Source organism: Achromobacter sp., from assembly GCF_057314935.1.
Genome location: NZ_DBHKZA010000071.1, coordinates 1 through 22,416, shown reverse-complemented (window position 1 = coordinate 22,416; position 22,416 = coordinate 1). Strand labels below are relative to the sequence as shown.

Annotated in this window: 20 protein-coding genes; 11 read left to right on the top strand and 9 right to left on the bottom strand. The window is 62.6% G+C overall.

The annotated features are described in order from the left end of the window. Window positions 1-8: 8 nt before the first annotated feature. Both ACO6D5_RS22860 and ACO6D5_RS22855 read right to left on the bottom strand, forming a co-directional pair. Window positions 9-479, bottom strand: a complete 471-nt coding sequence (locus tag ACO6D5_RS22860) for a tRNA (cytidine(34)-2'-O)-methyltransferase (RefSeq protein WP_088588732.1) — start codon at window positions 477-479, stop codon at window positions 9-11. Between the two features lie 219 nt (window positions 480-698). After that, window positions 699-1,445, bottom strand: a complete 747-nt coding sequence (locus tag ACO6D5_RS22855) for a ComF family protein (protein ID WP_485826639.1) — start codon at window positions 1,443-1,445, stop codon at window positions 699-701. A gap of 51 nt (window positions 1,446-1,496) precedes the next feature. Here ACO6D5_RS22855 and ACO6D5_RS22850 point away from each other — a divergent pair, with 51 nt between their 5' ends. Beyond that, window positions 1,497-2,432 (top strand): methyltransferase domain-containing protein, encoded by a 936-nt coding sequence (locus ACO6D5_RS22850; protein ID WP_006224680.1) that lies wholly within the window; start codon window positions 1,497-1,499, stop codon window positions 2,430-2,432. A 24-nt stretch (window positions 2,433-2,456) separates the two neighbouring features. On the opposite strand, the gene ACO6D5_RS22845 is transcribed toward ACO6D5_RS22850, so the two are convergent. From ACO6D5_RS22845 to rsmB, 7 genes are all read right to left on the bottom strand, one after another. After that, window positions 2,457-3,698, bottom strand: a complete 1,242-nt coding sequence (locus tag ACO6D5_RS22845; RefSeq protein WP_315846779.1) for a YbdK family carboxylate-amine ligase — start codon at window positions 3,696-3,698, stop codon at window positions 2,457-2,459. A 327-nt stretch (window positions 3,699-4,025) separates the two neighbouring features. Further along, window positions 4,026-5,495: a TrkH family potassium uptake protein gene (locus ACO6D5_RS22840; RefSeq protein WP_485826638.1), complete on the bottom strand. Its 1,470-nt coding sequence runs from the start codon at window positions 5,493-5,495 to the stop codon at window positions 4,026-4,028. A 53-nt stretch (window positions 5,496-5,548) separates the two neighbouring features. Continuing rightward, window positions 5,549-6,928, bottom strand: coding sequence for a Trk system potassium transporter TrkA (gene trkA, locus ACO6D5_RS22835; protein WP_315846777.1), 1,380 nt, complete (start codon window positions 6,926-6,928; stop codon window positions 5,549-5,551). Beyond that, the gene (locus ACO6D5_RS22830) at window positions 6,925-7,617 is read right to left on the bottom strand and encodes a response regulator (protein ID WP_315846776.1); all 693 of its coding nucleotides are present in this window, start codon (window positions 7,615-7,617) and stop codon (window positions 6,925-6,927) included. The genes trkA and ACO6D5_RS22830 overlap by 4 nt, the downstream gene beginning before the upstream one ends. 11 nt (window positions 7,618-7,628) lie before the next feature. Next, entirely contained in the window at window positions 7,629-9,944 is a 2,316-nt protein-coding gene (locus ACO6D5_RS22825) for a sensor histidine kinase (protein WP_088588725.1), read from the bottom strand. After that, window positions 9,941-10,531 carry a DUF4390 domain-containing protein gene (locus ACO6D5_RS22820; protein ID WP_085946930.1) on the bottom strand — a complete coding sequence of 197 codons (591 nt, stop codon included), beginning with the start codon at window positions 10,529-10,531 and terminating at the stop codon, window positions 9,941-9,943. The genes ACO6D5_RS22825 and ACO6D5_RS22820 overlap by 4 nt, the downstream gene beginning before the upstream one ends. 39 nt (window positions 10,532-10,570) lie before the next feature. Then, window positions 10,571-11,908, bottom strand: a complete 1,338-nt coding sequence (rsmB, locus tag ACO6D5_RS22815) for a 16S rRNA (cytosine(967)-C(5))-methyltransferase RsmB (protein ID WP_485826637.1) — start codon at window positions 11,906-11,908, stop codon at window positions 10,571-10,573. A gap of 96 nt (window positions 11,909-12,004) precedes the next feature. Between rsmB and ACO6D5_RS22810 the strand changes: the two genes are divergently transcribed. The 10 genes from ACO6D5_RS22810 (at window position 12,005) to rimO (ending at window position 22,313) form a co-directional block, all read left to right on the top strand. Then, entirely contained in the window at window positions 12,005-12,637 is a 633-nt protein-coding gene (locus ACO6D5_RS22810; RefSeq protein ID WP_485826636.1) for a LysE family translocator, read from the top strand. Window positions 12,638-12,926: 289 nt separating this feature from the next. Then, on the top strand, window positions 12,927-13,178 hold the full coding sequence (locus ACO6D5_RS22805) for a helix-turn-helix domain-containing protein (RefSeq protein WP_315846772.1): 252 nt from the start codon (window positions 12,927-12,929) through the stop codon (window positions 13,176-13,178). Window positions 13,179-13,715: 537 nt separating this feature from the next. Continuing rightward, window positions 13,716-14,705, top strand: coding sequence for a DNA-methyltransferase (locus ACO6D5_RS22800; protein ID WP_485826635.1), 990 nt, complete (start codon window positions 13,716-13,718; stop codon window positions 14,703-14,705). A gap of 4 nt (window positions 14,706-14,709) precedes the next feature. Further along, on the top strand, window positions 14,710-15,840 hold the full coding sequence (locus ACO6D5_RS22795) for a hypothetical protein (RefSeq protein ID WP_485826634.1): 1,131 nt from the start codon (window positions 14,710-14,712) through the stop codon (window positions 15,838-15,840). Window positions 15,841-16,339: 499 nt separating this feature from the next. Continuing rightward, window positions 16,340-18,019, top strand: coding sequence for a DUF262 domain-containing protein (locus ACO6D5_RS22790; protein WP_485826633.1), 1,680 nt, complete (start codon window positions 16,340-16,342; stop codon window positions 18,017-18,019). A 284-nt stretch (window positions 18,020-18,303) separates the two neighbouring features. Next, window positions 18,304-18,654: a hypothetical protein gene (locus tag ACO6D5_RS22785; protein ID WP_485826632.1), complete on the top strand. Its 351-nt coding sequence runs from the start codon at window positions 18,304-18,306 to the stop codon at window positions 18,652-18,654. 462 nt (window positions 18,655-19,116) lie between these two features. Then, window positions 19,117-19,917, top strand: coding sequence for an abortive infection family protein (locus ACO6D5_RS22780; protein WP_485826631.1), 801 nt, complete (start codon window positions 19,117-19,119; stop codon window positions 19,915-19,917). Window positions 19,918-20,096: 179 nt separating this feature from the next. Continuing rightward, the gene (locus ACO6D5_RS22775) at window positions 20,097-20,348 is read left to right on the top strand and encodes a HigA family addiction module antitoxin (RefSeq protein WP_485826630.1); all 252 of its coding nucleotides are present in this window, start codon (window positions 20,097-20,099) and stop codon (window positions 20,346-20,348) included. 74 nt (window positions 20,349-20,422) lie between these two features. Next, window positions 20,423-20,662: an antitoxin VbhA family protein gene (locus ACO6D5_RS22770; RefSeq protein ID WP_485826644.1), complete on the top strand. Its 240-nt coding sequence runs from the start codon at window positions 20,423-20,425 to the stop codon at window positions 20,660-20,662. Window positions 20,663-20,963: 301 nt separating this feature from the next. After that, the gene (gene rimO, locus ACO6D5_RS22765; protein WP_485826629.1) at window positions 20,964-22,313 is read left to right on the top strand and encodes a 30S ribosomal protein S12 methylthiotransferase RimO; all 1,350 of its coding nucleotides are present in this window, start codon (window positions 20,964-20,966) and stop codon (window positions 22,311-22,313) included. Window positions 22,314-22,416 lie beyond the last annotated feature (103 nt).

Sequence of the window (22,416 nt, the reverse complement as noted above, 5' to 3'; positions counted from 1 at the left end):
CACCCATCCTACACGCCGCCTTCGAAGCCTTGTTGACGCCAGGCTTCGAAGACGGTCACCGCGACCGCGTTGGACAGGTTCAGGCTGCGTTGGCCCGCGCGCATCGGCAGCCGCAAGCGCTGTTGGGGCGCGAACATGGCTTGATGCTCGGCGGAGAGTCCGGCCGTCTCGCGGCCGAATACGAAGACGTCGCCCGGTTTAAAGCCGATGTCCGCCACGCTGCGCTGCGCCTGGGTCGTCAGCGCGTAGATGCTCGACGCATCGGCACCGGTGTCGTCCAGCGCCTCTTGCAGCGTGTCGTGCACGCGCACGGGCTGCCACTCGTGATAGTCCAGGCCGGCGCGGCGCATGCGCGCGTCATCCAGCTCGAAACCCAACGGGCGCACCAAGTGCAATTGGGCGCCGGTATTGGCGCATAGCCGGATGGCGTTGCCGGTATTGGGGGGGATCTCGGGGCAGACGAGGATGACGTGGAACATGGCGGATAAGGAACAAGGACGGCTTGCGGCGCCAGATTGGCCGCTCAAGCGAATTGTCGCCGATTTGCCGCCGGGACGCGCTGCCCCCGGGGCGTTGCGCCTTGCCTCAGCATGTGCCTCCTTGCCCGCACCAGCCTTGCCTCGTTCGCCATTCACCCGCGCCCCGCATCGGCGCCTGCCCACACCATGCACGCCCGCCACACGCCGTTGCCCCACGCGTCAAGGCGTACGCGCCGCTACCAGGATGGTCACGCTGGCCGCGCCTGCCGCCAGCAAGGCGTCGGCAGCGGCCTGGACCGTGCTGCCTGTCGTCATGACATCGTCGACCACCGCCACGTGATGCCCGCGCACCAGCGGCGAACCGACGAACAGGCCCGTGGCACCCGTCTGGCGCGCCCGGCGCCCCAGCGACGTCTGCCGGGGTGTTTCCCGGCGCCGCCGCAGCGCGCCGCGCACCAGGGGCAACATCAGTTCGGCCGCCAGGCTCCGGGCGATCTCGCCTGCCGGATTCATGCCGCGCAACCGCAGCGACGCGCGGCTGGCGGGCACGGGCACCAGCAGGACACCGGCGGGCAGCCCCCCGTCACGCCGGATCGCGCTGGCCAACAAGCTTGCCAACACAGGCGCCATGCTCAGGCGCAGACGCGTCTTCAGCATCTGGATCAGGGCGTCGGCGGGCGGCGCGTAATCGAAGGCGGCGATGGCCTTCCCGTAGGCCCGCGGCGCGCCCAGGCAAGCCGGGCACGCCGCCGCCGTGGCGGGCAGCCTCAGCGCGCAACGCGGACACCGGGGCCGCCCGCCCGGCGTGATGGTGATATCCCCTTCGCAGCCGCCGCACAGCCGCGCGCCCGCCACCCGGGCGCCGCATAGCGGGCAATCGCAGCCGATCTTGGACCATAGCCGCCGCCCCATGCCCTGTAGGGGCAATCGGGCCCGGCCGCCGGGATGCGCAATAATGTGTGCCATCCCTCATGAAATCATGTTCCGCCCCGCGGCGAAGACGCGGGCGCGACCGAAATGTCCCTGCCAGAATCCGCACCGCTTCCCTCCCTTCCCCTCGTCAGCGCCGACGTGCCCCGGCAGTTCGCCCGCCGCGGCGACTTGTCCGACGCGCAATTCCTCTATGGGGAAGTGGCCCGCCGCATGCTCGGCCGTCTGCAGTACATCCGCGTGCAGCCCCAGGCGATGCTGGACGCGGGCTGTGGGGCAGGCGACAACCTGCCGCTGCTGCGCGAACGCTATCCGGATGCCGGCTATACCGGGCTGGACAACTGCGACCCGCTACTGGAGCGCGCCCGCAAGCGCCATGCCCCCGCCGGCCTGGGCGCCTGGATCGGCAAGCTGGCGCGCCGCGGTCCGGCTGCGCCCGCCTTCATCCATGCCGACTTGGCGGATACCGGCCTGGCCCCCGAGTCGCTGGAACTGGTGTGGTCCAACCTGGCCATGCATTGGCACCGCGCCCCGCACGCGGTGCTGGCCGAATGGCGCCGCATCCTGAAGGTGGGCGGGCTGGCGATGTTCTCCTGTCTGGGGCCGGCGACCCTGCGCGAACTGCGCCAGGCCCTGACCGATGCCGGCCTCGTGACCGCCACGCCGTCCTTCGTGGACATGCATGACTTTGGCGACCTGCTGGTGGAAAACGGCTTTGCGGACCCGGTCATGGACCAGGAGCTGCTGACGTTGACCTATCGCAGCCCTGAAAAGCTGCTGGCGGACGTGCGCGCGCTGGGCGGCAACCCCGCCGAGGGGCGCCGCGGCGGCCTCGTCGGCCGCGACTGGCGCGACCGCCTGTGCGCCGCGCTGGAAGCGCAACGCCGGCCGGACGGCCTGATTGCCTTGACGATCGAAGTGGCCTACGGCCACGCCTGGCGCGCCGCCGCGCACCGCACCGTGGCCGGCGAAACCCGGCTGTCCGTCAGCGCGATCGGCGGCCGGCACCGCGGGAACCCCTGACATCAGGGGCCCGCTGCGGGCCGCTTAGTGCAGGCGTTCCGGCAGGGGCACGCTGACCCCGGGCTCAGACGCCGACAGGGGCTGCATCGGCTCTGAATTGGCGCGGATGCGCCGGCGCAGCACAGCCGTGGGTTCGGCCGGGGCGGCCGCTGCCGCCTCGCCGCGCCAGGCGTGCGCCATGGCGTCCACCACCAGCGGCAGATCACGCAGGCGATGGAACTGGCTGCGGAGCCAACGGGCGTCGTTGCCGCTGCGCATGGCTTCGTCGCGCAGGGCGGCGATCATGTCGCCCGTGCCCAGCTCTTCGGCCACCGGCATCAGCCGCTGGAACAACGCGCGCAGATGGTCCATCAGGCGCATGCGCTGGCCTTCCGGCGTGACGTAGCTGCCCTGCAGGCCGAAGCGGCAGGCCTGGAAGTGGTTGCTGCGATAGGACAGCCAAGCGTTGTCGCTGGGATCATCCTCGCGCATCAACAAGACCGCCAGAGCCTGCGCGAAGGCCGCGATCTGGCAGGCGCGCTCGACCGTCAAGGGGGTATCGCAGACGCGGATCTCGACCGTGCCGAACTCCGGCTTCGGGCGGATATCCCAGTACAGGTCCTTGATGCTTTCAGCCAGGCCGTAGGCGCGCAGCTGCGACAGGTGCGCCTCGAACTGATACCAGTCCTTGACGTCCGGCGGCATGTGGCCCGCCAGCGGGAAGCTGTTCACCGCGTTCAGGCGCGAGCACGAAAACAGGGTGTCGACGCCTTCGCAATACGGGGACGAGGCCGACAACGCGATGAAGTGCGGCACATAGGGCGACAGGCGGCGCAACAGTTTGATGGAATCGTCGCCGCTCTTCACGCCCAAGTGGATGTGTTGGCCGAAGACCGTAAATTGACGCGCCAGGTAACCGTACATTTCGGCCAGGTACTGGAAGCGCGGGGTGTCCGAGATGGAGCGCTCTTGCCAGCGCATGAAGGGGTGGGCGCCGCCGCCGGCGACCGATACGCCGACCGCGTCGGCCGCTTCGACCAGGGCGTCGCGCATCTCGCGCATTTCAGCCAGCAGGCCCATGGGGTGCTCGTGCACCGAGGAATTCAGTTCGATCATGGACCGCGTGATTTCCGGTTTAACGCGGTCGGCAATGGGATGGTTGGCCATTTGGGCCAGCAGCTCGTCAGAGGCTGCGGTCAAATCAAAACTACGGGGGTCGATCAGTTGCAGCTCGAGTTCGATGCCCAAGGTGTTGGGGGCCGACGAAATGAACGGGATCTGTTCCATCTCGGACTCCTTTGAATGTTTGATGAGGGATGCGCCGTTCGACCTTGAAGCCCGGTAACTTCCCGGGGGGCACTAGACGGCGACTTGTGAACGCATGATAGCCGCAGGTTTGTGGCAAAACGATTGAAAATCGTGACATTTGTGTGCAACATCGCGATGCAATCGGTTTTGCCCTCTGAAGAGAAGTGAGCAAGCGCTTACAACATAGAAACGGCGCGGGTTGCCGGCCGACGGCGGCCGCAATGGCAGTCGGGAAGCGGATTTCGAGAGGGGATGGGATAACCCTTATTGGGGTTATCCCTTAGGATTTTTCAGAGCCGATGGCCCTTATTTGCGCCAGAAAATCGGCGTGAACAGCACCAGCACGGTCAAGAGTTCCAAGCGGCCGATCAGCATGGCGAAGGTGCACACCCAGATCTGGAAATCGGACAGCACCGCGAAGTTGCCCATGGGGCCCACCGGCCCCAGGCCCGGCCCGGTGTTGTTGACGCTGGCGAAAACGGCCGAGAAGGCCGTAATGGGGTCCAGGCCGGAGAGCAGCAGCAGGCTGGTGAAGACGGCGATAGACAGGCCGTAGAACAGCATGAAGGCCAGCACGGAAGACATGGTCCGGCCTTCCACCGCCCTGCCGTTGATGCGCACCGGGCTGACCGCATGCGGGTGCAACATTGTTACAAGCTCGTTTTTCGCCTGCTTGACCAGCAGGATGGCCCGGATCATCTTGATCCCGCCCCCCGTCGAACCGGCGGACGTCGCGAATCCCGAGAGCAGCAGCATGGTCAGCGGCGCGAACAGGGGCCATTGCGCGAAGTCGGTATTGGCATAGCCCGTGGTGGTGGCCATGGAAATGGTATTGAACATGCCGTAGCGCAGCGCCTCCAGCGGCGAGCCGTAGACGCCCTTCACGTACAGGAACACCGAAATGACCAGCCCCACGCCCAGGACGACCACCAGGTAGGGCACGGCTTCCGGGCAGTGCCAATAGGCGCGCGCGCTGCGCTGGCGGAACGCGTTGAAGTGGGTGGCGAAGTTGATGCCGGCAATCAGCATGAACACCATGGCCACCATTTCCACGGCCACCGAGTCGAAGTGGGCGAACCCGTCATCCCAGGTCGAAAACCCGCCCAGGCCCATCGTGGTGGCCATATGGCACCAGGCCTCGAACCAGGACAGCCCCACGGCCCGGTAGGCCAGGAAGCACAGGATCGAAAACACGAAATACACCGCGTACAAGGCCTTGGCCGTGCTGGCGATGCGGGGCGTCAGCCGTTCGTCCTTCATTGGGCCCGGCGTTTCGGCTCGGACGACCTGGTGGCCGCCGACCCCCAGCAGAGGCAGAATCGCCACCGCCAGGACCAGGATGCCCATGCCGCCGATCCAGATCAGCGTGGCACGCCACAGGTTGATCGACGCGGGCAAGGCGTCCAGGTTGGTCAGTACCGTGGCGCCGGTGGTCGTCAGCCCCGACATGGCTTCGAAATAGGCGCCGGTGAAGGACAAGGGCAGTCCGGCCCCGTGGAAATACAGCATCAGCGGAATGGCCGCCAGCAACGGCAGCCCGGCCCAGACGGCCGAGACCAGCACAAAACCGTCGCGCGCGCGCAGTTCGCAGCGGCTGCGCCGGGTCACGGCGGCCAGCGCCCCCCCGATGCCCACCGAAATCAGGAAGCCGTTCAGGAAGGCCTCGCGCGCCGCATCGCCGCCCACGTAGGCAACGATCAGCGGAATCAGCATGGTGAGGGCGAACATCACCATGGTCAGGCCCAGGATATAGAGGGTGCCCAGAACGCGCTTCATGGGAGCCTATCCGGCGGCGCCGTGCCCGCGGCGGAGCATGGGAAGAATGGGCATCAGAAGAACGACGCCGAGACTTGGAACAGCTTTTCCACGCGCGGCATCTGCCGGCGCGAGGGCACGAAGACGATCACGTGGTCGTCCGTTTCGATCACGGTGTCGGCGTCCGGCAGGATGATTTCGTCGCCGCGGACCAGCGCGCCGATGCTGGCGCCCTTGGGCAGGCTGATCTGCCCGACCGGCCGGCCCACGACTTTGGAGGTCGAGCGGTCGCCGTGGGCGATGGCTTCCAGCGCTTCGGCCACGCCCTGGCGCAGGCGGTGCACGGCGGCGACATCGCCACGGCGCACATGGCGCAGCAGTTCGCTCATCGTCGCCTGCGATGGCGACACGGCGATATCGATATGGCTGCCCTGCATCAATTCGCCATACGCCTGGCGGTTGATCAGCGCGATCACCTTGCGGGCGCCCAGGCGCTTGGCCAGCAGCGACGACATGATGTTGTCTTCGTCGTCGCTGGTCAGCGCCAGCCACGTGTCCATGTCTTCGATGTTCTCGCGTTCCAGCAGGGCTTCGTCGGTGCCGCTGCCGTGCAGGACCAGCACGCTGTCGGGCAACTGGGTCGCCAGGTATTCGCAGCGCTTCAGGTCGCGTTCGATGATGCGCACGCTGTACTTCTCGTCGGCCAGCTGGCGCGCCAGGCGCAGGCCGATGTTGCCGCCGCCCGCGATCATCACGCGGCGCACGGCGCGTTCGGCTTCGCGCAGTTGGCGCACGGCGCGACGCGCGTCGCGCGAATCCACCACCAGCACGACCTCGTCGCCCGGGGCGATGACCGTGCCGCTGCCGGCCCGCAGCGGACGTCCGCCGCGCAGCACGTCGATCACCCGCGCCTTCACGTCTGGCCACACGTCGCGCAGCTTGTCGACGGGGGAATGCGCCATCGGGCTGCCATGCCCCACCCGCACCGTCACGACGCAAACGCGGCCTTCGGCGAATTCCACCACCTGCAAGGCCTCCGGGAATTCGATCAGGCTGTGCAGATAGGTGGTGACGCTGCGTTCGGGACTGATCAGGGCGTCGATGCAGAAACCGTCTTCGCTCATCAGTTCCGGATGTTCCGGGAACTCGGCCGAGCGGATGCGGGCGATGCGGCGGGGGATGTTGAACAACTGGCGGGCGATCTTGCACGCCACCATGTTGGCGGTGTCGGAGGCCGCACAGGCGATCAGCAAGTCGGTATCGGCGGCGCCGGCCGCTTCCAGCACCGACACCTGCGAGCCGTCGCCATGGACGACGCGCAGGTCGAAGTGTTCTTGCAGGTACTGAAGCTGCGTGGGATCTGAATCCACCACGGTGATGTCGTTTTCTTCGGACACCAGGTTTTCGGCCACGCTGGTGCCTACGCGACCAGCGCCCATGATCAGGATCTTCATGTGCTGCGCTTGCGCGCCGACTCGATGCCCAATTGCTTGAGCTTGCGGTAGAGGTGGGTGCGTTCCAGCCCGGTGCGTTCGGACACGCGCGTCATGCTGTGGCTTTCGCGGACCAGGTGGTATTCAAAATAGATGCGCTCGAACTCGTCGCGCGCTTCACGCAGCGGCTGGTCCAGCGAAATGCTGCCCAGTTGGCCGTTGGACGTGACCGGCACTTCGTTGGCGGGCGCGGCTGCCAGGACCGGGGGATCCAGCTCGTCTTCCAGCGCCACGGCGGCGCTGGCAACCGCCGGATGGGCGGCGACAGGCGCCGGATGCGGGGCGCGCCCGCGCGCCAATCCGGCCGCAACGGTCTTCAGCAGACGTTGCAGCGTGATGGGCTTTTCCAGGAAATCCATGGCGCCGATGCGCGTGGCCTCGACCGCCGTATCGATGGTGGCGTGTCCGCTCATCATGATCACGGGCATGTCGAGCAGGCCTTGCGAGCCCCACTCTTTCAGCAAGCTCACGCCATCGGTGTCGGGCATCCAGATGTCCAGCAACACCAGATCAGGACGCATGCGAAGGCGTGCGGCGCGCGCTTGCGCCGCGTTTTCGGCCAATTCGACCGTGTGTCCTTCGTCGTAAAGGATCTCCGACAAAAGCTCGCGTATACCGACTTCGTCGTCAACCACCAGAATTCTGGCCATAAAGCATCCACCTATTGCGTAGCCGCATTATCCTTTTCTTGCGCGGTCGCGTCCATAGTATCTGCCCCGGGAGCCAACCGGGTCAACAAGATGGAAATCCGCGCGCCTCCTTCCTTGCGGTTGGCAAGGTCGATCCGTCCGCCATGCTCTTCCACAATCTTGCGTACGATTGCCAATCCTAACCCAGTCCCGTGGGACTTTGTGGTTACGTAGGGCTCGAACGCGCGCTGCATCACCTGCGGCGGGAAGCCCGGCCCGGTGTCGGCAACGGTAAATCTCAGCGCCTGCTGATCGGCCCGGTCGGGCTGTTCGCTGCGCATCAGCTGGGTCGTCACGCTGACCCGGCCCTCTCCGCCCAGCTCGGCGATCGCGTCGCGGGCGTTGGACATCAGGTTGTGGATCACCTGGCGCAGCTGCGTGGGATCGCCCTCGATCGCCGGCAAATCCGCCCCCAGGTTCACGTCCAGGTTCATGGCCTTGCCGGTCAGCCGGGACGCGCCGCCCTCCGGCTCCCAGCCATACAGCGACAGCACGTCGGCCACCAGCGCGTTGAAATCGATGCGCTGCATGACGGCCGGCGGCGTGCGGGCGTATTCGCGGAAGTCGTCCACCATCTGCTTGAGCGACGCCACCTGGTTGACGATGGTGTTGGTGGAGCGTTCGACAATCTGCGCCTCGGCCGGCTGCAGCTTGCCTTCCAGCTTCATGGCCAGGCGTTCGGCAGACAGCTGGATCGGGGTCAGCGGGTTCTTGATCTCGTGGGCCAGCCGGCGCGCCACTTCGCCCCAGGCCACGGTCCGGTTAGCCGAAATCACTTCGGTGATGTCGTCGAACACCACCAGATAGCCGTTGCCGCGCCCGTCCACCCGCAGGTGGGTGCCGCGCGCCAGCAGGGTCAACGGCTGCGGCGCAGCGGGCGCGTCGCCCTGGGCCGGGCTGATCTCGAACTGCTGCTGCCAGTGCTGGCGCTCCGAGCCCACGGCCGCGTGGGTGGAAAACGCCTGGCGCACGATATTGGCGAACTCCAGCATGCCGTCCACGGTTTCCAGCGGGCGGCCGATCACCGAACGCAGGTCCACGCCCAGGATGGTCTGGGCGCCCTGGTTGACCGTGGTGACGCGGAACGACTCGTCGAACACGAGCACCCCGGACGACAGGTTCGACAGCACGCTTTCCAGATAGACGTTGGAGCGCTCGAGCTGCTGGCGGTTGCTTTCGACCATGCGCCGGGCCTCGTCCAGCTGCCGCGTCATGGCGTTGAACGACCGCGTCAGTTGGCCGACTTCATCGCGCTCGGGCGGTTCGGGCAGTGGCCGGTAGTCGCCCACGCCCACGGCCTGCGTGCCGCCGGCCAGGCTGAGCAACGGCCGCACCAGCCGCTTGGACAGGGACAGCGCCACCGCGATCGCGCCGAACGCAGCCAGCAGCAGCGCCAGCGTCAGCGTGATGCCATAGAGCTTGCGCAGCCCCAAGCGTGACAGCGCCAGTTCTTGATAGTCGCGGAACCCCTGCTGCACCAGATTGGCGTTATGCGCGATCTGCTCGGGCACGGGCTGCAGCAGTTGCAGCCAGCGCGGCTCGGAGGCCGCGCCCAGCAGATTGTCGTAGCGGTCCGGCCCGGTCAGCGGGATCACCACGCGCAGATGCAACCCGCCTTCGGCGCCCGCCGTGACCGGGTCGTCGGCTTCGGCCGCGGAATAGCCGCGCGCCAGCCGCAGCTGGTTCATGACGGTCGAAGGCGGCATCGCCGGCATCAGCTGGCCATATTGGCTGGTGGAAAACGCCACCATGCGTCCGCTGCCCGTGAACACCATGGCTTCTTGCACGCCATTGGTCTCGCGTAGCCGGGTCAGGGCCAGCGTCACGCCGCTGTCGGTGCTGCGGTTCAGCTCCATGGCCATGGAGCGCGCGCGCGTATCCAGGTCGGCCAGCAGCGAATCCAGGGCGGCGCGGCCCAGGTTCAGGCCCGCCTCCAGCGCCGTATCGACCCGCACGTTGAACCACGATTCGATGGAGCGCGACATGAACTGCACCGACACGGTGTAGATCAGGGCGCCCGGCACCACGCCGATCAGGGCGAAAGCCAGCGAAAACCGCGCCGTCAGGCGCGCGCCGAACTGCCGGCGCCGGATCTGGCGCGCCAGCCGCACTGTCAGCGCGACCACCCAGATGAACAGCGCCAGGGCGAAAATGCCGTTCAGCACCAGCAGCGTGTCGTAGTAGCGCGCAAAGCGCGAGGCATTGCCCGTGGACCATGCCAGCAAGCCCAGCAACGCCAGGCCGCTTACGGCACCCACCATCAGGGCCAGCCGGAGCAACAGCCTCATGAGGGATCTTTCTCCTTGCCGCTCAGCGTGAACGAGAAATCCATCCAGGGAGTCCCCTGCGCCCACGAGCTGCTGTTCAAGGCGTTCACCTGGAACGGCCGGGGCAAGAGCGAGGTGTCCAGGCGCAGCCGGAGCTGGCCGCCGTACAGCACCCCTTCGTCGAACTCGCCGGCATCCGCCACCGGCCAATTGCGGATGTGGCGGATGACGCTCATCGCGTCGTCCAGCGACGCCACCGGGAAGGACAGTTCGCCTACGCCCGCGCGCCATTGCCGGGTCAATGCGTTATAGACGACCCGCCACGTGCGGGACGTATCCACCAGGGACTTGTCGAACCACCACCAGCGTTCCCGCGTCATGGTGAGGTCCGCCGTGAAATACAGGGGGACGCCGCGCTGGGCCGCGTCCCGCAACTGCTGGTTCAGTTCGAATTCGATGTCCGCGTCGATCTCGAGCCGGCCGTTGCGCACGACCGGGTCGACCCGTACGACCTTCGGTTCGGCGCCATATGCCTCGCCGCCCGGCACCAACGAAAGCAAGGCAGATACCAGCAACAACCCAAGAAATAAACGCGAAATAATGGACATACGACACCGAAACACCGTCATGCCCCTATTCTTGGTGATTCAGGACTGCTTGGCAAACAAGGCGTAGAAAAACCCGTCATGTTGGGCCGCCGGTGTTGCATCGACCGCAACAGGCAGCAATTGCCCCGGCGCGTCCAGCCGTTGGGCCTCGGGGTGGCGCTGCAGGAACTCCAGCGCCTGGCGAGCGCCCTCGATCGGGAAGACCGAGCACGTCACATAGAGCAGGCGGCCGCCGGGCGCCACGGTCTGCCACAGCGAATCGAGGATCTTGGCTTGCAGCGTAGCGGTGCGGCGCACGTCGTTTTCACGGCGCAGCCAGCGGATGTCCGGGTGGCGGCGCACGATGCCCGAGGCCGTGCAGGGCACGTCCGCCAGCACGGCGTCAAAGGGCTTGCCGTCCCACCAGGCGTCCAGGTCCGACGCGTCAGCCGCTTTCATCTGGACGCGATTGCTTGCCAGACCCAGGCGGTCCAGGTTCTGTTCCACGCGCTCCAGGCGTTCGCCGTCGGCGTCCAGGGCCAGCAGGTCGATGTCGGCCAGTTCCAGCAGGTGGGCAGTCTTGCCGCCAGGCGCCGAGCAGGCGTCCAGCACGCGCATGCCGTCGGCCGGCGCCAGCAATTCGGCCGCCAACTGCGCGCCGGCGTCCTGCACCGACCACCAGCCTTCGGCGAAGCCGGGCAACTGGGTCACCGGCTTGGGGCTGCTCATCACGAGGCCCGCCTGGCCCACGGGTTCGGCTGACAGGCCGGCCTCCTGAAAGGCCGCCAGCACCTGTTCGCGGCTGGCGCGGCGGCGGTTGACGCGCAAGGTCAACGGGGCGGGCACATTGGCCGAGGCCAGGATCTCGCGCCATTGCTGCGGATAGGCGACGCCCAACTGCTTGACCCACCAGCCCGGGTGGTTCCATTGGGCCTCGGGGCTGTCGGCCACCGCGGCTTCCAGCGCCGCGCGCTCGCGCAGGAAGCGGCGCAGGCAGGCGTTGAGCATGCCCTTGAAGGACGTCAGGGCGCGGGTATTGGAGGCGGCCGTCACGGCCTGGTCCACGACCGTATGCGGCGCATACACCGGCATGCCAGGCAGCGCGGCGGCGGCATCGCCCTCTTCTTTCAGCAAGGTCAGGGACACCAGCAGCAGCGATTCGAACAGCACGCTGGGGTAGCGCTGGACCAGTTCACGGCCCACGGCGTCGGCCCAGCCCAGATAACGCATGGCATGGAAGGACACGGCCTGGGTGGCCGGGCGCAGGGCGGCGCTCACGTCCGTCAGCGCGTCCGTCAGGGAACGGCCGTCCAGCACGCCCTCGACCACCCCCGCGCTGGAAAGAAGAACGGAGGAAAGCGGGGGGGCCAGATGGGGGGAGTCGGAACGCGTGGACATGGTGGGAATTCAGAGGATAAGACCGATATGGTAGCCGGACCTGGACGAATGGCGGCGCGCGCGTCAAACTCGCCCTTCCCCGGGAGCGCTTTCCTTATGACTACCGCCACGCTGCTGCTGTTCATCCTGGCTTCGGCCGTCGCCATCGTGACGCCTGGCCCGACGACCCTGCTGGCCATGAGCAACGGCTCGCGCCACGGCGTGCGCGCCGCAGGCTGGGGCATGGCCGGCGCGGTGCTGGCCGACCTGATCCTGGTGGGCTCCGTGGCGTCCGGCCTGGGCGTAGTCCTGGCGGCGTCGGAAATCGCCTTCCAACTTATCAAGTGGGTGGGCGCGGCCTATCTGGCCTACCTGGGCTGGAAGATGCTGCGTTCGGACGCGGCGCTGATCCTGCCGTCGGCCGCATCCGGCGCGGACCGGCCCGTGGGCCTGACGCTGGGGTTGCGCAGCTTCATGGTGGCGTTGACCAATCCCAAGGCGCTGCTGTTCATGTCGGCGTTCCTGCCCCAGTTCATCGACCCGCAGGCGCCGCTGCTGACCCAGTACGCGATCGTCGCCTGCGTGCTGGCCACCATCAATATCCTGACCATGCTGGTCTACGCCACGCTGGGCGCCCAACTGGTGCGCGCGTTCCAGGGGTCGGGCCTGCGCTGGCTTAACCGCGTCTGCGGCAGCCTGATGATCGGGCTGGCGGGAACGCTGGCGCTGTACCGGCGCGGAGCGCCGTAAAGCGCACAGGGACGAGGGCACTCGCCCTGCGGTTGCAGGCCAAGCACGCGCATGGGCTGGATATAAGGGACGCACCACTAGCAGACGGGTTCCCTTTTGAACGCCCTCCGGCGTTGCGAAGACGTGCCGTGCACAGCGCCTGGCCTACGCCGCGCCGCTGAACCCGTTTCGCTATCGCCCCCTACGGCATTGCCGTATAATTACCGGCTTCCCCGCAGTAGCTGCCCCGGCGCATCGCATGAACCCAGGCGATGGCGAGAGGCCGCGCTGCCCGTAACTTGAACGAGTCATGAAGAAAGTAGCTCCACCGGCGCTTCCCGCCCGGTGGCAGGCGTCGCATATCAGCGAAGCGCGCAGCCGCGTCGGTTTGCCGCAAGCGGATTTCGCGGAATTGCTGGGCGTCAGCGTGCGCACCCTGCAGGATTGGGAGCAAGGCCGGCGTAATCCCTCCGGCGCTGCGCAAACCCTTCTGCAGGTGGCCATGCTCCACCCGGAAACGCTGCGCGACCTGCCGCCCCGCCACCCAGGCAAACCCGCCTGAACCCGAACATTTGACGAATCTCCCGCCGCACCGCTTGAGCCGGTGCGCGAACCTACGGTGAACCAGATTGGAAATCCTTGAGCAATCCCGGCCCGGCAAAGGCGCCGGCACTTCCGCCAGCAATGGCAGCCCTAGCAGCAACTCGACGCTGGACGCCATCACGGCCGCCGCCCAGGGTGCCAATCCGGCCCGCGCGCCACGCGTGGGCTTTGTGTCGCTGGGCTGTCCTTAAGAGAGCCAAACTAACCTATTCCGTGCGTGCCGCGAGCTCCGTCGAGGCGGACTGCAAGGACCCGTAGGCATACGAAGCGAGCACTGCCAGATGTCCCGAATTCCCAGGCTCTGCTAGGATGCGCCATGCATCGAGAGGTCCGGCGCACCCCCCCCACGGCTCGGTGCCTTTGATGCCAAGGCCAATGCAATTTAGATGTACCCCAGACGGACGCATGACGGCTTGTGGTGCGTCTCAGAATTAAGTGCGCGACCAAGAGAAGGCGTGCACTCGGGCGAAGATCGTCCAGGACAGGAGTAAGAATCGTGAGCAAGAAGCCCATGCTGCAATTGGTTCAAGGTTCGGCGGCGCGCGCGCCCTCCCGAATCAGCGCAGAAACAGCGCCTAAGCCCGCAGAAATAGAACGTGTGGATGGGCAGCAGCTCCTAAATCGCATGCTCAACGAAGGGATCATTCAGGGAGACTCGTTGGAGGTCCTCCCGATGCTGCCGCGCGAGAGCGTTGATTTGTTTTTCACGTCTCCGCCGTATGCCGATGCTCGAGCCTACAGCCGCATCCATCCGGACCGATACGTAGAATGGTTCTTGCCGTTTGCGCGAGCGATGTTCGAGGCCTCTAAATTGAGCGGTAGCCTCATCATCAACATAAAGAACCGCGTCGCAAACCGGGGCCCCCTGAAAGGGCAGCGCCACCCTTTTGTCTATCAGCTCGTCCTGGCGCTGCAGAACATGGGGTGGAGGTGGGTAGAGACGTACATCTGGGCGAAGCCGAACGCAGTTCCAGGCAAGTTCGGACCCAGGACCAAAGATAGCTTCGAGTACGTCTACCATTTCGCGCGAGGTCCGAGACCTTTTTTCGATTTAAATGCTGTCAGGGTGCCTTATAAGGCAGACTCGGCGGAGATCGAGCGGCGAAAAAAAGACAAGCTCGGTCGTCGAAGCACCGAGGCGGGCTTCGGTCGTGATCGCACGAAGACTTATCTACTTGGAGGAGCAGATCCTGGCAACGTAGTGTCAGTGTCTCAGACCTACAACCAGCACAAAGGAGTTGCTCACACAGCAGCAATGCCCGAGGGATTGGCTGAATTCTTCATCAAAGCAGCCAGCCCCGTTGATGGCATCGTAGTAGACCCCTTTGCAGGCGGTGCGACCACAGTAGTGGTTGGACACAGACTCGGTCGCAAAGCCGCGGGCATAGAACTTCACGAGGATTTTGTTAAAGAGGGCCAACGACGCATCGCGGCCGATGTAGCGAATGACAAGCCCGGCCGCTTGGTGAACGGCGTTGGAGTCTAAGTCCGTGACCGTAGAAACGACGATTCAAGCAATCCTCGCAGCCGACAATTGGACTCAGCGGATCCAGCAGATTCGGCTTGTACCGCAAAGACACGGGACTGGTGACCACGGCACAATCTATGCCTCCGTGGCTAGAGAGCTTTATATGCCTCATTTGGCGCCGGACTTTGCGTACATCCACGAGGCGTCTTTTTACGAGACAGACCATTTTTTTGCGGCATACGACGAAGCGGCAAGGCTAACAGAGGGTTTCACCCGCGTCTCGGAAGCGGATCTGCAGGTCACCTTGATTGAGTGCCCTCGCACGTTACTGGTCTTTCGCACTTTGCTCGGGCTGACCAAAGACGAATTCGCGCATTCCACCCTTCTCGCTGGCGGTCCAGACGAACTGCCCGCGCTGTCTGCCGCGCAGATCGATACGCTCGAACGTAGCGCGATTGACGCGCAGCGTAACAGCACACCCCGATTGTTGGCCAAGGCTACGGCACAGGCACGCGTTGCAGCCAAGACCATCGCTATGGCGATGGATGGTGAATTGTTTGGAGATGCCCCCCCCGGCCTCAAGAGCAAGCAACATAAGCCCGATACGCGAAATGGGTGGGAGAGTGTTCGTTCCTATGCCGAGAACGGGGTGCCACTAAGTGTTTTCTTGCATCAACGTCACTATGGAGGTGCGTTTCGACAAGTGCTGGACGCGACCTCTACGCTACGCGGCGACCTTATCGAAGACGCTGTAGAAGCCATGTTCATTGCCAATGGGATATCCTTTATCCGCACTGGCAGCCATAACCAAGCTGACATCGCCCGGCGCTTTGAAGTCCATGTGACTCCAGCGCCTGACTTCGTAGTGTTCGATCCGGTCGATGACAGTTTAAAAGCAATGCTCGAGTGCAAAGGCACGAACAATGGTGGCACCGCCCGGGATAAGGCGCTCCGATTCCGAAGCCTGAGAGCAGAATCCGTCCGACTGGGAGGCATCCCTCTTTTGGCTGTCCTTGGAGGGATCGGCTGGGCGCGCATCAACGACGCTCTAGGTCCTGTAGTCCGCGACACCGAAGGAAGAGTTTTTACGCTATCAACGTTAAGCTCGATGCTCGAAGTTGCCCCATTCCCGGGCCTTCTAAGGAGGCCATAGGCGGCGGATAGTGGCTGCTTTCCGGCTTGGATAGACAATCAAGAGCTTTCATTGATAACTACTTAAGAGCGTTTCGCGGACACCCATTCGAAACGAAGGTGGCAACCTCCAGCCTATCGCCGGCGTGCCTTTAGAGCTCGCACATACTCTTCTGGAGACTTGATACGGTAGGTGTGTCTCCCACACCCTGCCGGCATCTCACGTTTTATCCGTCGCGCCGTGTTCTATGGTCCCTCTAGACTCCCAGAGAATGCGGCGACAAACGGCAGAAAACGCGAACTGGCGACGCCCAGAGAATATTGACGTCCCCAGCACGAGGAATGCCCAGTGGTTGGGCAGCCAATTTAATCCTGTTGGCGACGGGCTTTAGTTCCTGTGCACGGCTATCGGCTTTAGAATGCGTAGCGCTAAAATGTCCTTACTCTCTTGAATCTGTCAAAATCAGCATTTAAGCGTCTACCCATACCAACTCGGCCGCCACACGGCATCGCGAGGACCAGTGTCCCAAGTCCAAGAAATCAGCATTCAGCTCGACGGAATCAGTAACGTCCTTAAAACACGACGATTCAGAGTTCCCGCGTACCAGCGGTCGTATGCGTGGGAAACCGAACACGTTGAGGCTTTGCTTGCTGACGTGAACGATGCCATTAATTCCAAGGAAAAGGAGTATTTCCTAGGGTCAATCGTTGTCACCGGACCGCTGGATCGACGATATGAGGTCGTGGACGGGCAACAGCGGCTCACAACGGTCAGCCTTCTCATTTCAGCAATCAGAGATCGATTTCGAGAAGAAGGCGATCATGAAGCAGAAACATCGATCAGAAACGATTTTTTGGCGAATGTCGACCGAAAAACCAAAGAACGAGAGCCGAAATTAGCTTTAAATGAGGTCGACAATGAGATATACCAAGAGCTTATCGAGGACAAGGACGCTATAGATCTATCGAGGTATCCGCGACAATCCCATAGACGTTTGCTCGCCGCTGCTGCGTGCATGCGCGCATACATCGATGAGTTGTGCGTACAGTCGCGAGACTCGGAAGAGACTTTACACGAATGGCTTGATTATCTAGAAACGAACCTAAAGGTAATTCTAGTTATCGCGCCAGACGACAGCAATGCTTTCGTTATATTTGAAACGCTCAATGATCGCGGCCTCGAGTTGGCAATCTCCGATCTATTGAAAAACTACCTATTTCACCGCTCAGGCGACAAGATTCAGGAGACGCAAAATCGATGGCTAACAATGGTGGCCACTCTTGAAAGCGCGTCCGACGACCCTCTGGTTGTTACGTATCTTCGCCACTTTGCAATGTCGAAGTACGGGCTAGTTCGGGAAAAAGAGCTTTTCGGCATCATCAGAAAAAAGGTAACTAGCAAGAAGCTGGCACTTCAATTTTCAACTGAACTTAGCAACACTGCAAAGACTTACGCAGGTCTGATCAACACCGATAGTGACCTTTGGACCGGGTATGACGTCGAGACGCGAGAAGCGGTGTACGCATTGAACCTGTTGGGTATGGTGCAAGTTCGCCCTCTTTTGCTTGCAATTCTGGATAAATTCGATCCAAAAAAGGTTTCGGTTGCTTTCAAAAGGCTGGTTGCGGTAGCGGTCCGTTTTCAAATTGTCGGTGGTGCTGGCGGCGGAACATTGGAGCGCATCTACAGCGACGCAGCTCGGGGCGTAGCCGAGGGGAAACTGAACTCCATCGATGACATATTGAAGGGGTTCAGCACGTTGCCGACTGATTCCATATTTATTTCGGCGTTCACCGTGGCCTCAATTTCCAAACAGTCATTGGCAAGATATTATCTCCGGATGCTAGAGAGTGGAGTACCGGGAGCGTCGGGCGAATTGGTCCCTAGCACAGACGCCGGACGGGTGAACTTAGAGCATGTCTTGCCAATTAACCTTTCAGAAAAATGGATGAAGACATGGCATCCCGACGATGCGAAAGCGTATCAACGACGGCTTGGAAATCTGGCAATCATGGCGGCAAAAATTAATAGTGCGATCGGAAACGAGGACTTTTCCGCAAAAAGGGCAGAACTAAAAAAATCCGCATTTCATTTCACCAAAACGATTGCGCAAGAGAGCGTGTGGGATCAGTCAGCAATAGAGAGGCGCCAAGCAGCGATGGCGGATGTTGCGGCAAAAGTGTGGTCGATTCGGGGATAATGAAATGATCCAGGAAGTCATGTAGTCTTCATTAGTCCGAGACTTTACGAGCAGACGCCGCTTGCAAAGGCAGTTAAGTTGCTAGGTTATTTCTGGCAAAAGCACTGGCAATGGATCGCCGGCACTGCCTTGGCTTTGATCGACATCGTTGTGTCACCGAATTGATGCGGGCAGTCAATGGAGGTCATGAGGTTGATGCTTGAGTCTCGCCCATCTTCGAGCCCACTGCTTCAACTATTGACCCGACTGCTGATCCGACCGCAGTTATCAGAACCTTGGATGCCATGGACGAAGAGCAGAAGGAATTCCAGGCCGCGCTGCTGCGATCCGTTGAGGACATGAAGGCCGGGAGGTTTGCGAGCAAAACGGCGGTCGGAGAACTTCGAAAGCCGTTCTCCGAGACCCATCCGCACCTCAACGGCTTCGTGGATATCCTGGCCGACGTCAACAACGAGACTGAGCGCGGAACGGCTCTTGCGGCTGCAGCGATGCTCGATGAGTTGCTTGGGGCGGATCATCGAATCGTTCCTGATTCCGAACAAAGGGAGCAAGGCTTTGCTCGACGGTTTCAATGCTCCGCTCAGCACCTTCTCCGCGCGCATCGCGTCGGCGTTCGCCCTGGGCCTCTTGTCTGAGATTGAGTATCGAGAGTGCGAGCTGATCCGAAAGGTGCGAAACGAGTTCGCTCATTAGATCAAGATGTCGTTCAAGACGGAAAAGGTCATGAGCCTGTGCGGGCAGCTCCAGCTATCTGCAACGAGCTATGGCGACGTTCACGTTGGCACCCGAAGTCAGTTCACAACGGCGGCGGCGGGGCTGATTCTGAATCTGACGAATCGGCCTCACTATATTGGACAAAGGCGGTTGCAGTCGGCGAGTTGGAAAACTTAGGCCCGGCCTAGCTCGCAGAAGTTTCCATTCGCTCTTGGGCATAAGCGGTGCTCAATTGATTAGCGCCGGCTAAACTACAGACTCGCGCGGCACGGATCCAATGACCGTTCGTCTGCGCACGCACATCGGCTCAACACGGGCAACCTCTATACTCTTCGGCCACATACGGGATTCGTGAGTTCATGGTGACTAATCGAACCGCCCCATTGACGGACACCATCATCGTGGCGTTATCGCAGGTCGTCGACGATGCCCAATCGGAACGGCGCGATCCAAGCCATTCCGACCTAGAGAGCTTGATTCGGCGACACGGGCTAGTTCAAGGAGATCCCAACAGTAATGGCCTAGTGGTCGGAAAAGCGAAAAGAGTTAAGGCAGTTTTGAATTGGGCCATTGAACATGCTTCGGAAGCGGGTGGCGCCTTTGTCATCTCATTCGTTTCGCTTGTCAGGGGGCATGGTGGTTTCCGGGACGGCTCGCCGAATTACGTCGGAAGACATGCGATCGATAACTGCATTTCCGCCTTCGACTCCGAGGGATTCGTCCTAGGAGCCGATGGGGATCTACGCCCCAAGGTACTAGACGCTCTATCCGGCTCAGCGCTTACTGCGGCGTTGAGAGCTTATGTTCGGCGTGCCAAGAGCGGCGTCGAGGATGCAGCATTGGAAATCGGCACGGGGAAGGATCTTGTGGAAGCGATAGCTGCCCACGTTGTGCAGCAGAAATTCGGTGCCTATCCGGGTCATGCGAACTTTCCCACGCTTCTGGGGCAGGCATTCGTTGCTCTAGGCTTAGCGACGCCCCACGACACAGCGCAGCCCGGAGAACCGCCTCAGCGGAGGATTGAGCGTGCGATGTACGAACTCGCCTGTGGCGTTAATCTACTGCGCAACAAGCAAGGGACGGGTCACGGACGTCCGTGGGTGCCTACGGCGTCTAAGGCCGATGCTCGTGCCGCCATCGAAGCTATGGGACTCGTCGGCGAATTCCTTTTGGCGCACCTTTAGGCGGACAAGGCAGTCTATGTGTGGCGTAGGGTAATTGAATTGCCCTGGCTTCCCCAAAAACTGGAAAGCCTCACAGTGCTGTCTCATGAAGATGCATCGATCGCATAGAACTGCGAGACCGATTCTCAAAATAGTTCAAAGGGCAGACCGTATCGACGGTATTACCACGAGGAGTCAACATGATGCACCACCCGCTGCATCCGGGCGAAATTATCTGGAAAGACGTTTTTGCGCCCCTCGGGTTGTCAATGACTGAAGCAGCTAATCGATTGGCCATGCCGCAGACTGTATTGTCCCGAGTGCTCGATGGCAAAGCCAGTGTCAGCCCAGATCTCGCGGCTAGACTGGAGCAAGCTGGAGCAAGCACTGCCCAAGCATGGGTCGCCATGCAGGCCAACTATGATTTGTGGCAAGCCGGGCATCGTCAGTAGACGCACGTGAGGCTGATTTCCTTCGCATAGCGAGTTTGGAATAGGGCACGCCTTTGACCCAGCAGACCTTCCATGTGAAATGGCGCGCAACCTTGCGGAGATACTCTACGCCCAACACATTTGGCAGGAACGAGCGCCTGCGTACGATCAACAACGCCGTTGCTAACCAACGACTCGCCGGCTTGGAACCTGATACTCAGACGGTGGCATTACTCTATAGAGTCGCGGCCGGAGAACTCGAAATTGACTGCGTGATCCAAGATGTGCGCCAGCGCATAGCATCCGGCGAATTCTGCTCGCAATTTGCAACGTAGGCATTGGCCTATGCAGCCAACTGACTGGCATGCGCCCAATCGCCTACTGATTCTGCGCAATTGCCGACCTTTATTGCATGACAGAGGCCCTTGAGAAAGCTGCCGTTCCAGCAATTCAGCCATCACGTTCTCGCGCACCTCGAAAGTCGCCGCAGCCCCTTGGCCATAGGCCATGTGCCCCTTAGATGCTGGCATACGGGTGACACCCTGACGTGCGAATTCCACGACAGGCTAAAATTGCCACCGGCTTTGTCTCATTGGGCACTTTCCTCGCCCCATCAAGGCCACGTCCGGAACCATCATGAAAAGCTCTTCTAAATCAACAGCCGCTAAAGACCACACTCCGCGCGTGGGATTCGTTAGCCTTGGATGTCCTAAAGCCCTGGTGGACTCCGAACGCATCCTGACCCAATTGCGCACCGAAGGATACGAAGTCACGCCCGAATACAACGACGCGGACGTCGTCGTCGTCAACACCTGTGGATTCATCGACAGCGCCAAAGCGGAATCGCTGGAAGCCATCGGCGAAGCGCTGGCCGAGAATGGCCGCGTCATCGTCACCGGCTGTATGGGCGTCGAGGAAGCGGTGATCCGCAAGGTGCACCCCAGCGTGCTGTCGGTGACCGGTCCTCAGCAATATGAAGAGGTGGTGCGCGCCGTGCACGACGCCGCCCCGCCCAAGCAGGACCACAACCCCTATCTGGACCTGGTGCCGCCGCAGGGCGTCAAGCTCACGCCGCGCCACTACGCCTACCTGAAGATTTCCGAAGGCTGCAATCACCGCTGCAGTTTCTGCATCATCCCGTCGATGCGCGGCGACCTGGTCAGCCGCCCGGTGGGCGATGTGCTGAGCGAGGCCGAGCGCCTGGTCAAGGCGGGCGTGAAGGAAATGCTGGTGATCTCGCAGGACACCAGCGCCTACGGCGTGGACGTGAAGTTCCGCAGCGGCTTCTGGAACGGTCGCCCGGTCAAGACCCGCATGACCGAGCTCTGCCTGGCCTTGTCCGAAATGGGCGTCTGGACGCGCCTGCACTACGTGTACCCGTACCCGCACGTGGACGAAGTGATCCCGCTGATGGCCGAAGGCAAGATCCTGCCGTACCTGGACATCCCGTTCCAGCACGCCAGCCCCCGCATCCTGAAGGCCATGAAGCGTCCGGCCTTCGAAGACAAGACCCTGGCCCGCATCAAGCGCTGGCGCGAGATCTGTCCCGACCTGACCATCCGTTCGACCTTCATCGTCGGCTTTCCCGGCGAAACCGAGGAAGACTTCCAGTACCTGCTGGACTGGATGCAGGAAGCGCAGCTGGACCGCGTGGGCTGTTTCCAGTATTCGCCGGTGGAAGGCGCGCCCGCGAACCTGCTGGAAAACCCCGTGCCGGACGACGTGAAGCAAGACCGCTGGGAACGCTTCATGGCATTGCAGCAAGGCATTTCGACCGCGCGCCTGGCCCGCAAGGTCGGCCGCGAGATCGACGTGCTGATCGATGAAGTGGACGAAGACGGCGCCGTGGGCCGCAGCAGCGCCGACGCCCCCGAAATCGACGGATGCGTCTACGTCAGTTCGGACAAGCCCCTGAAGGCGGGCGACCTGGTGCGCGTGCGCGTCACCGACTCGGACGAGTACGACCTTTGGGGCGACGCCATCTGAGCAACGCGGCAAGGCGCTGGTCGTCGTCGCAACGAAAAACCCGGCCTCGCGTGAACTGACCCCCGAAAGTTGGATGTTGATCCAACCTTCGGGGGTTTTTACA

Coding starts and splice junctions, on each gene's coding strand:
- ACO6D5_RS22845 (WP_315846779.1), bottom strand. CDS start 3,698: ATGGAACAGATCCCGTTCATTTCGTCGGCCCCCAACACCTTGGGCATC.
- ACO6D5_RS22825 (WP_088588725.1), bottom strand. CDS start 9,944: ATGAGGCTGTTGCTCCGGCTGGCCCTGATGGTGGGTGCCGTAAGCGGC.
- ACO6D5_RS22830 (WP_315846776.1), bottom strand. CDS start 7,617: ATGGCCAGAATTCTGGTGGTTGACGACGAAGTCGGTATACGCGAGCTT.
- ACO6D5_RS22785 (WP_485826632.1), top strand. CDS start 18,304: ATGGACGAAGAGCAGAAGGAATTCCAGGCCGCGCTGCTGCGATCCGTT.
- ACO6D5_RS22855 (WP_485826639.1), bottom strand. CDS start 1,445: ATGGCACACATTATTGCGCATCCCGGCGGCCGGGCCCGATTGCCCCTA.
- ACO6D5_RS22850 (WP_006224680.1), top strand. CDS start 1,497: ATGTCCCTGCCAGAATCCGCACCGCTTCCCTCCCTTCCCCTCGTCAGC.
- ACO6D5_RS22840 (WP_485826638.1), bottom strand. CDS start 5,495: ATGAAGCGCGTTCTGGGCACCCTCTATATCCTGGGCCTGACCATGGTG.
- ACO6D5_RS22820 (WP_085946930.1), bottom strand. CDS start 10,531: ATGTCCATTATTTCGCGTTTATTTCTTGGGTTGTTGCTGGTATCTGCC.
- rimO (WP_485826629.1), top strand. CDS start 20,964: ATGAAAAGCTCTTCTAAATCAACAGCCGCTAAAGACCACACTCCGCGC.
- ACO6D5_RS22775 (WP_485826630.1), top strand. CDS start 20,097: ATGATGCACCACCCGCTGCATCCGGGCGAAATTATCTGGAAAGACGTT.
- trkA (WP_315846777.1), bottom strand. CDS start 6,928: ATGAAGATCCTGATCATGGGCGCTGGTCGCGTAGGCACCAGCGTGGCC.
- rsmB (WP_485826637.1), bottom strand. CDS start 11,908: ATGTCCACGCGTTCCGACTCCCCCCATCTGGCCCCCCCGCTTTCCTCC.
- ACO6D5_RS22810 (WP_485826636.1), top strand. CDS start 12,005: ATGACTACCGCCACGCTGCTGCTGTTCATCCTGGCTTCGGCCGTCGCC.
- ACO6D5_RS22860 (WP_088588732.1), bottom strand. CDS start 479: ATGTTCCACGTCATCCTCGTCTGCCCCGAGATCCCCCCCAATACCGGC.
- ACO6D5_RS22805 (WP_315846772.1), top strand. CDS start 12,927: ATGAAGAAAGTAGCTCCACCGGCGCTTCCCGCCCGGTGGCAGGCGTCG.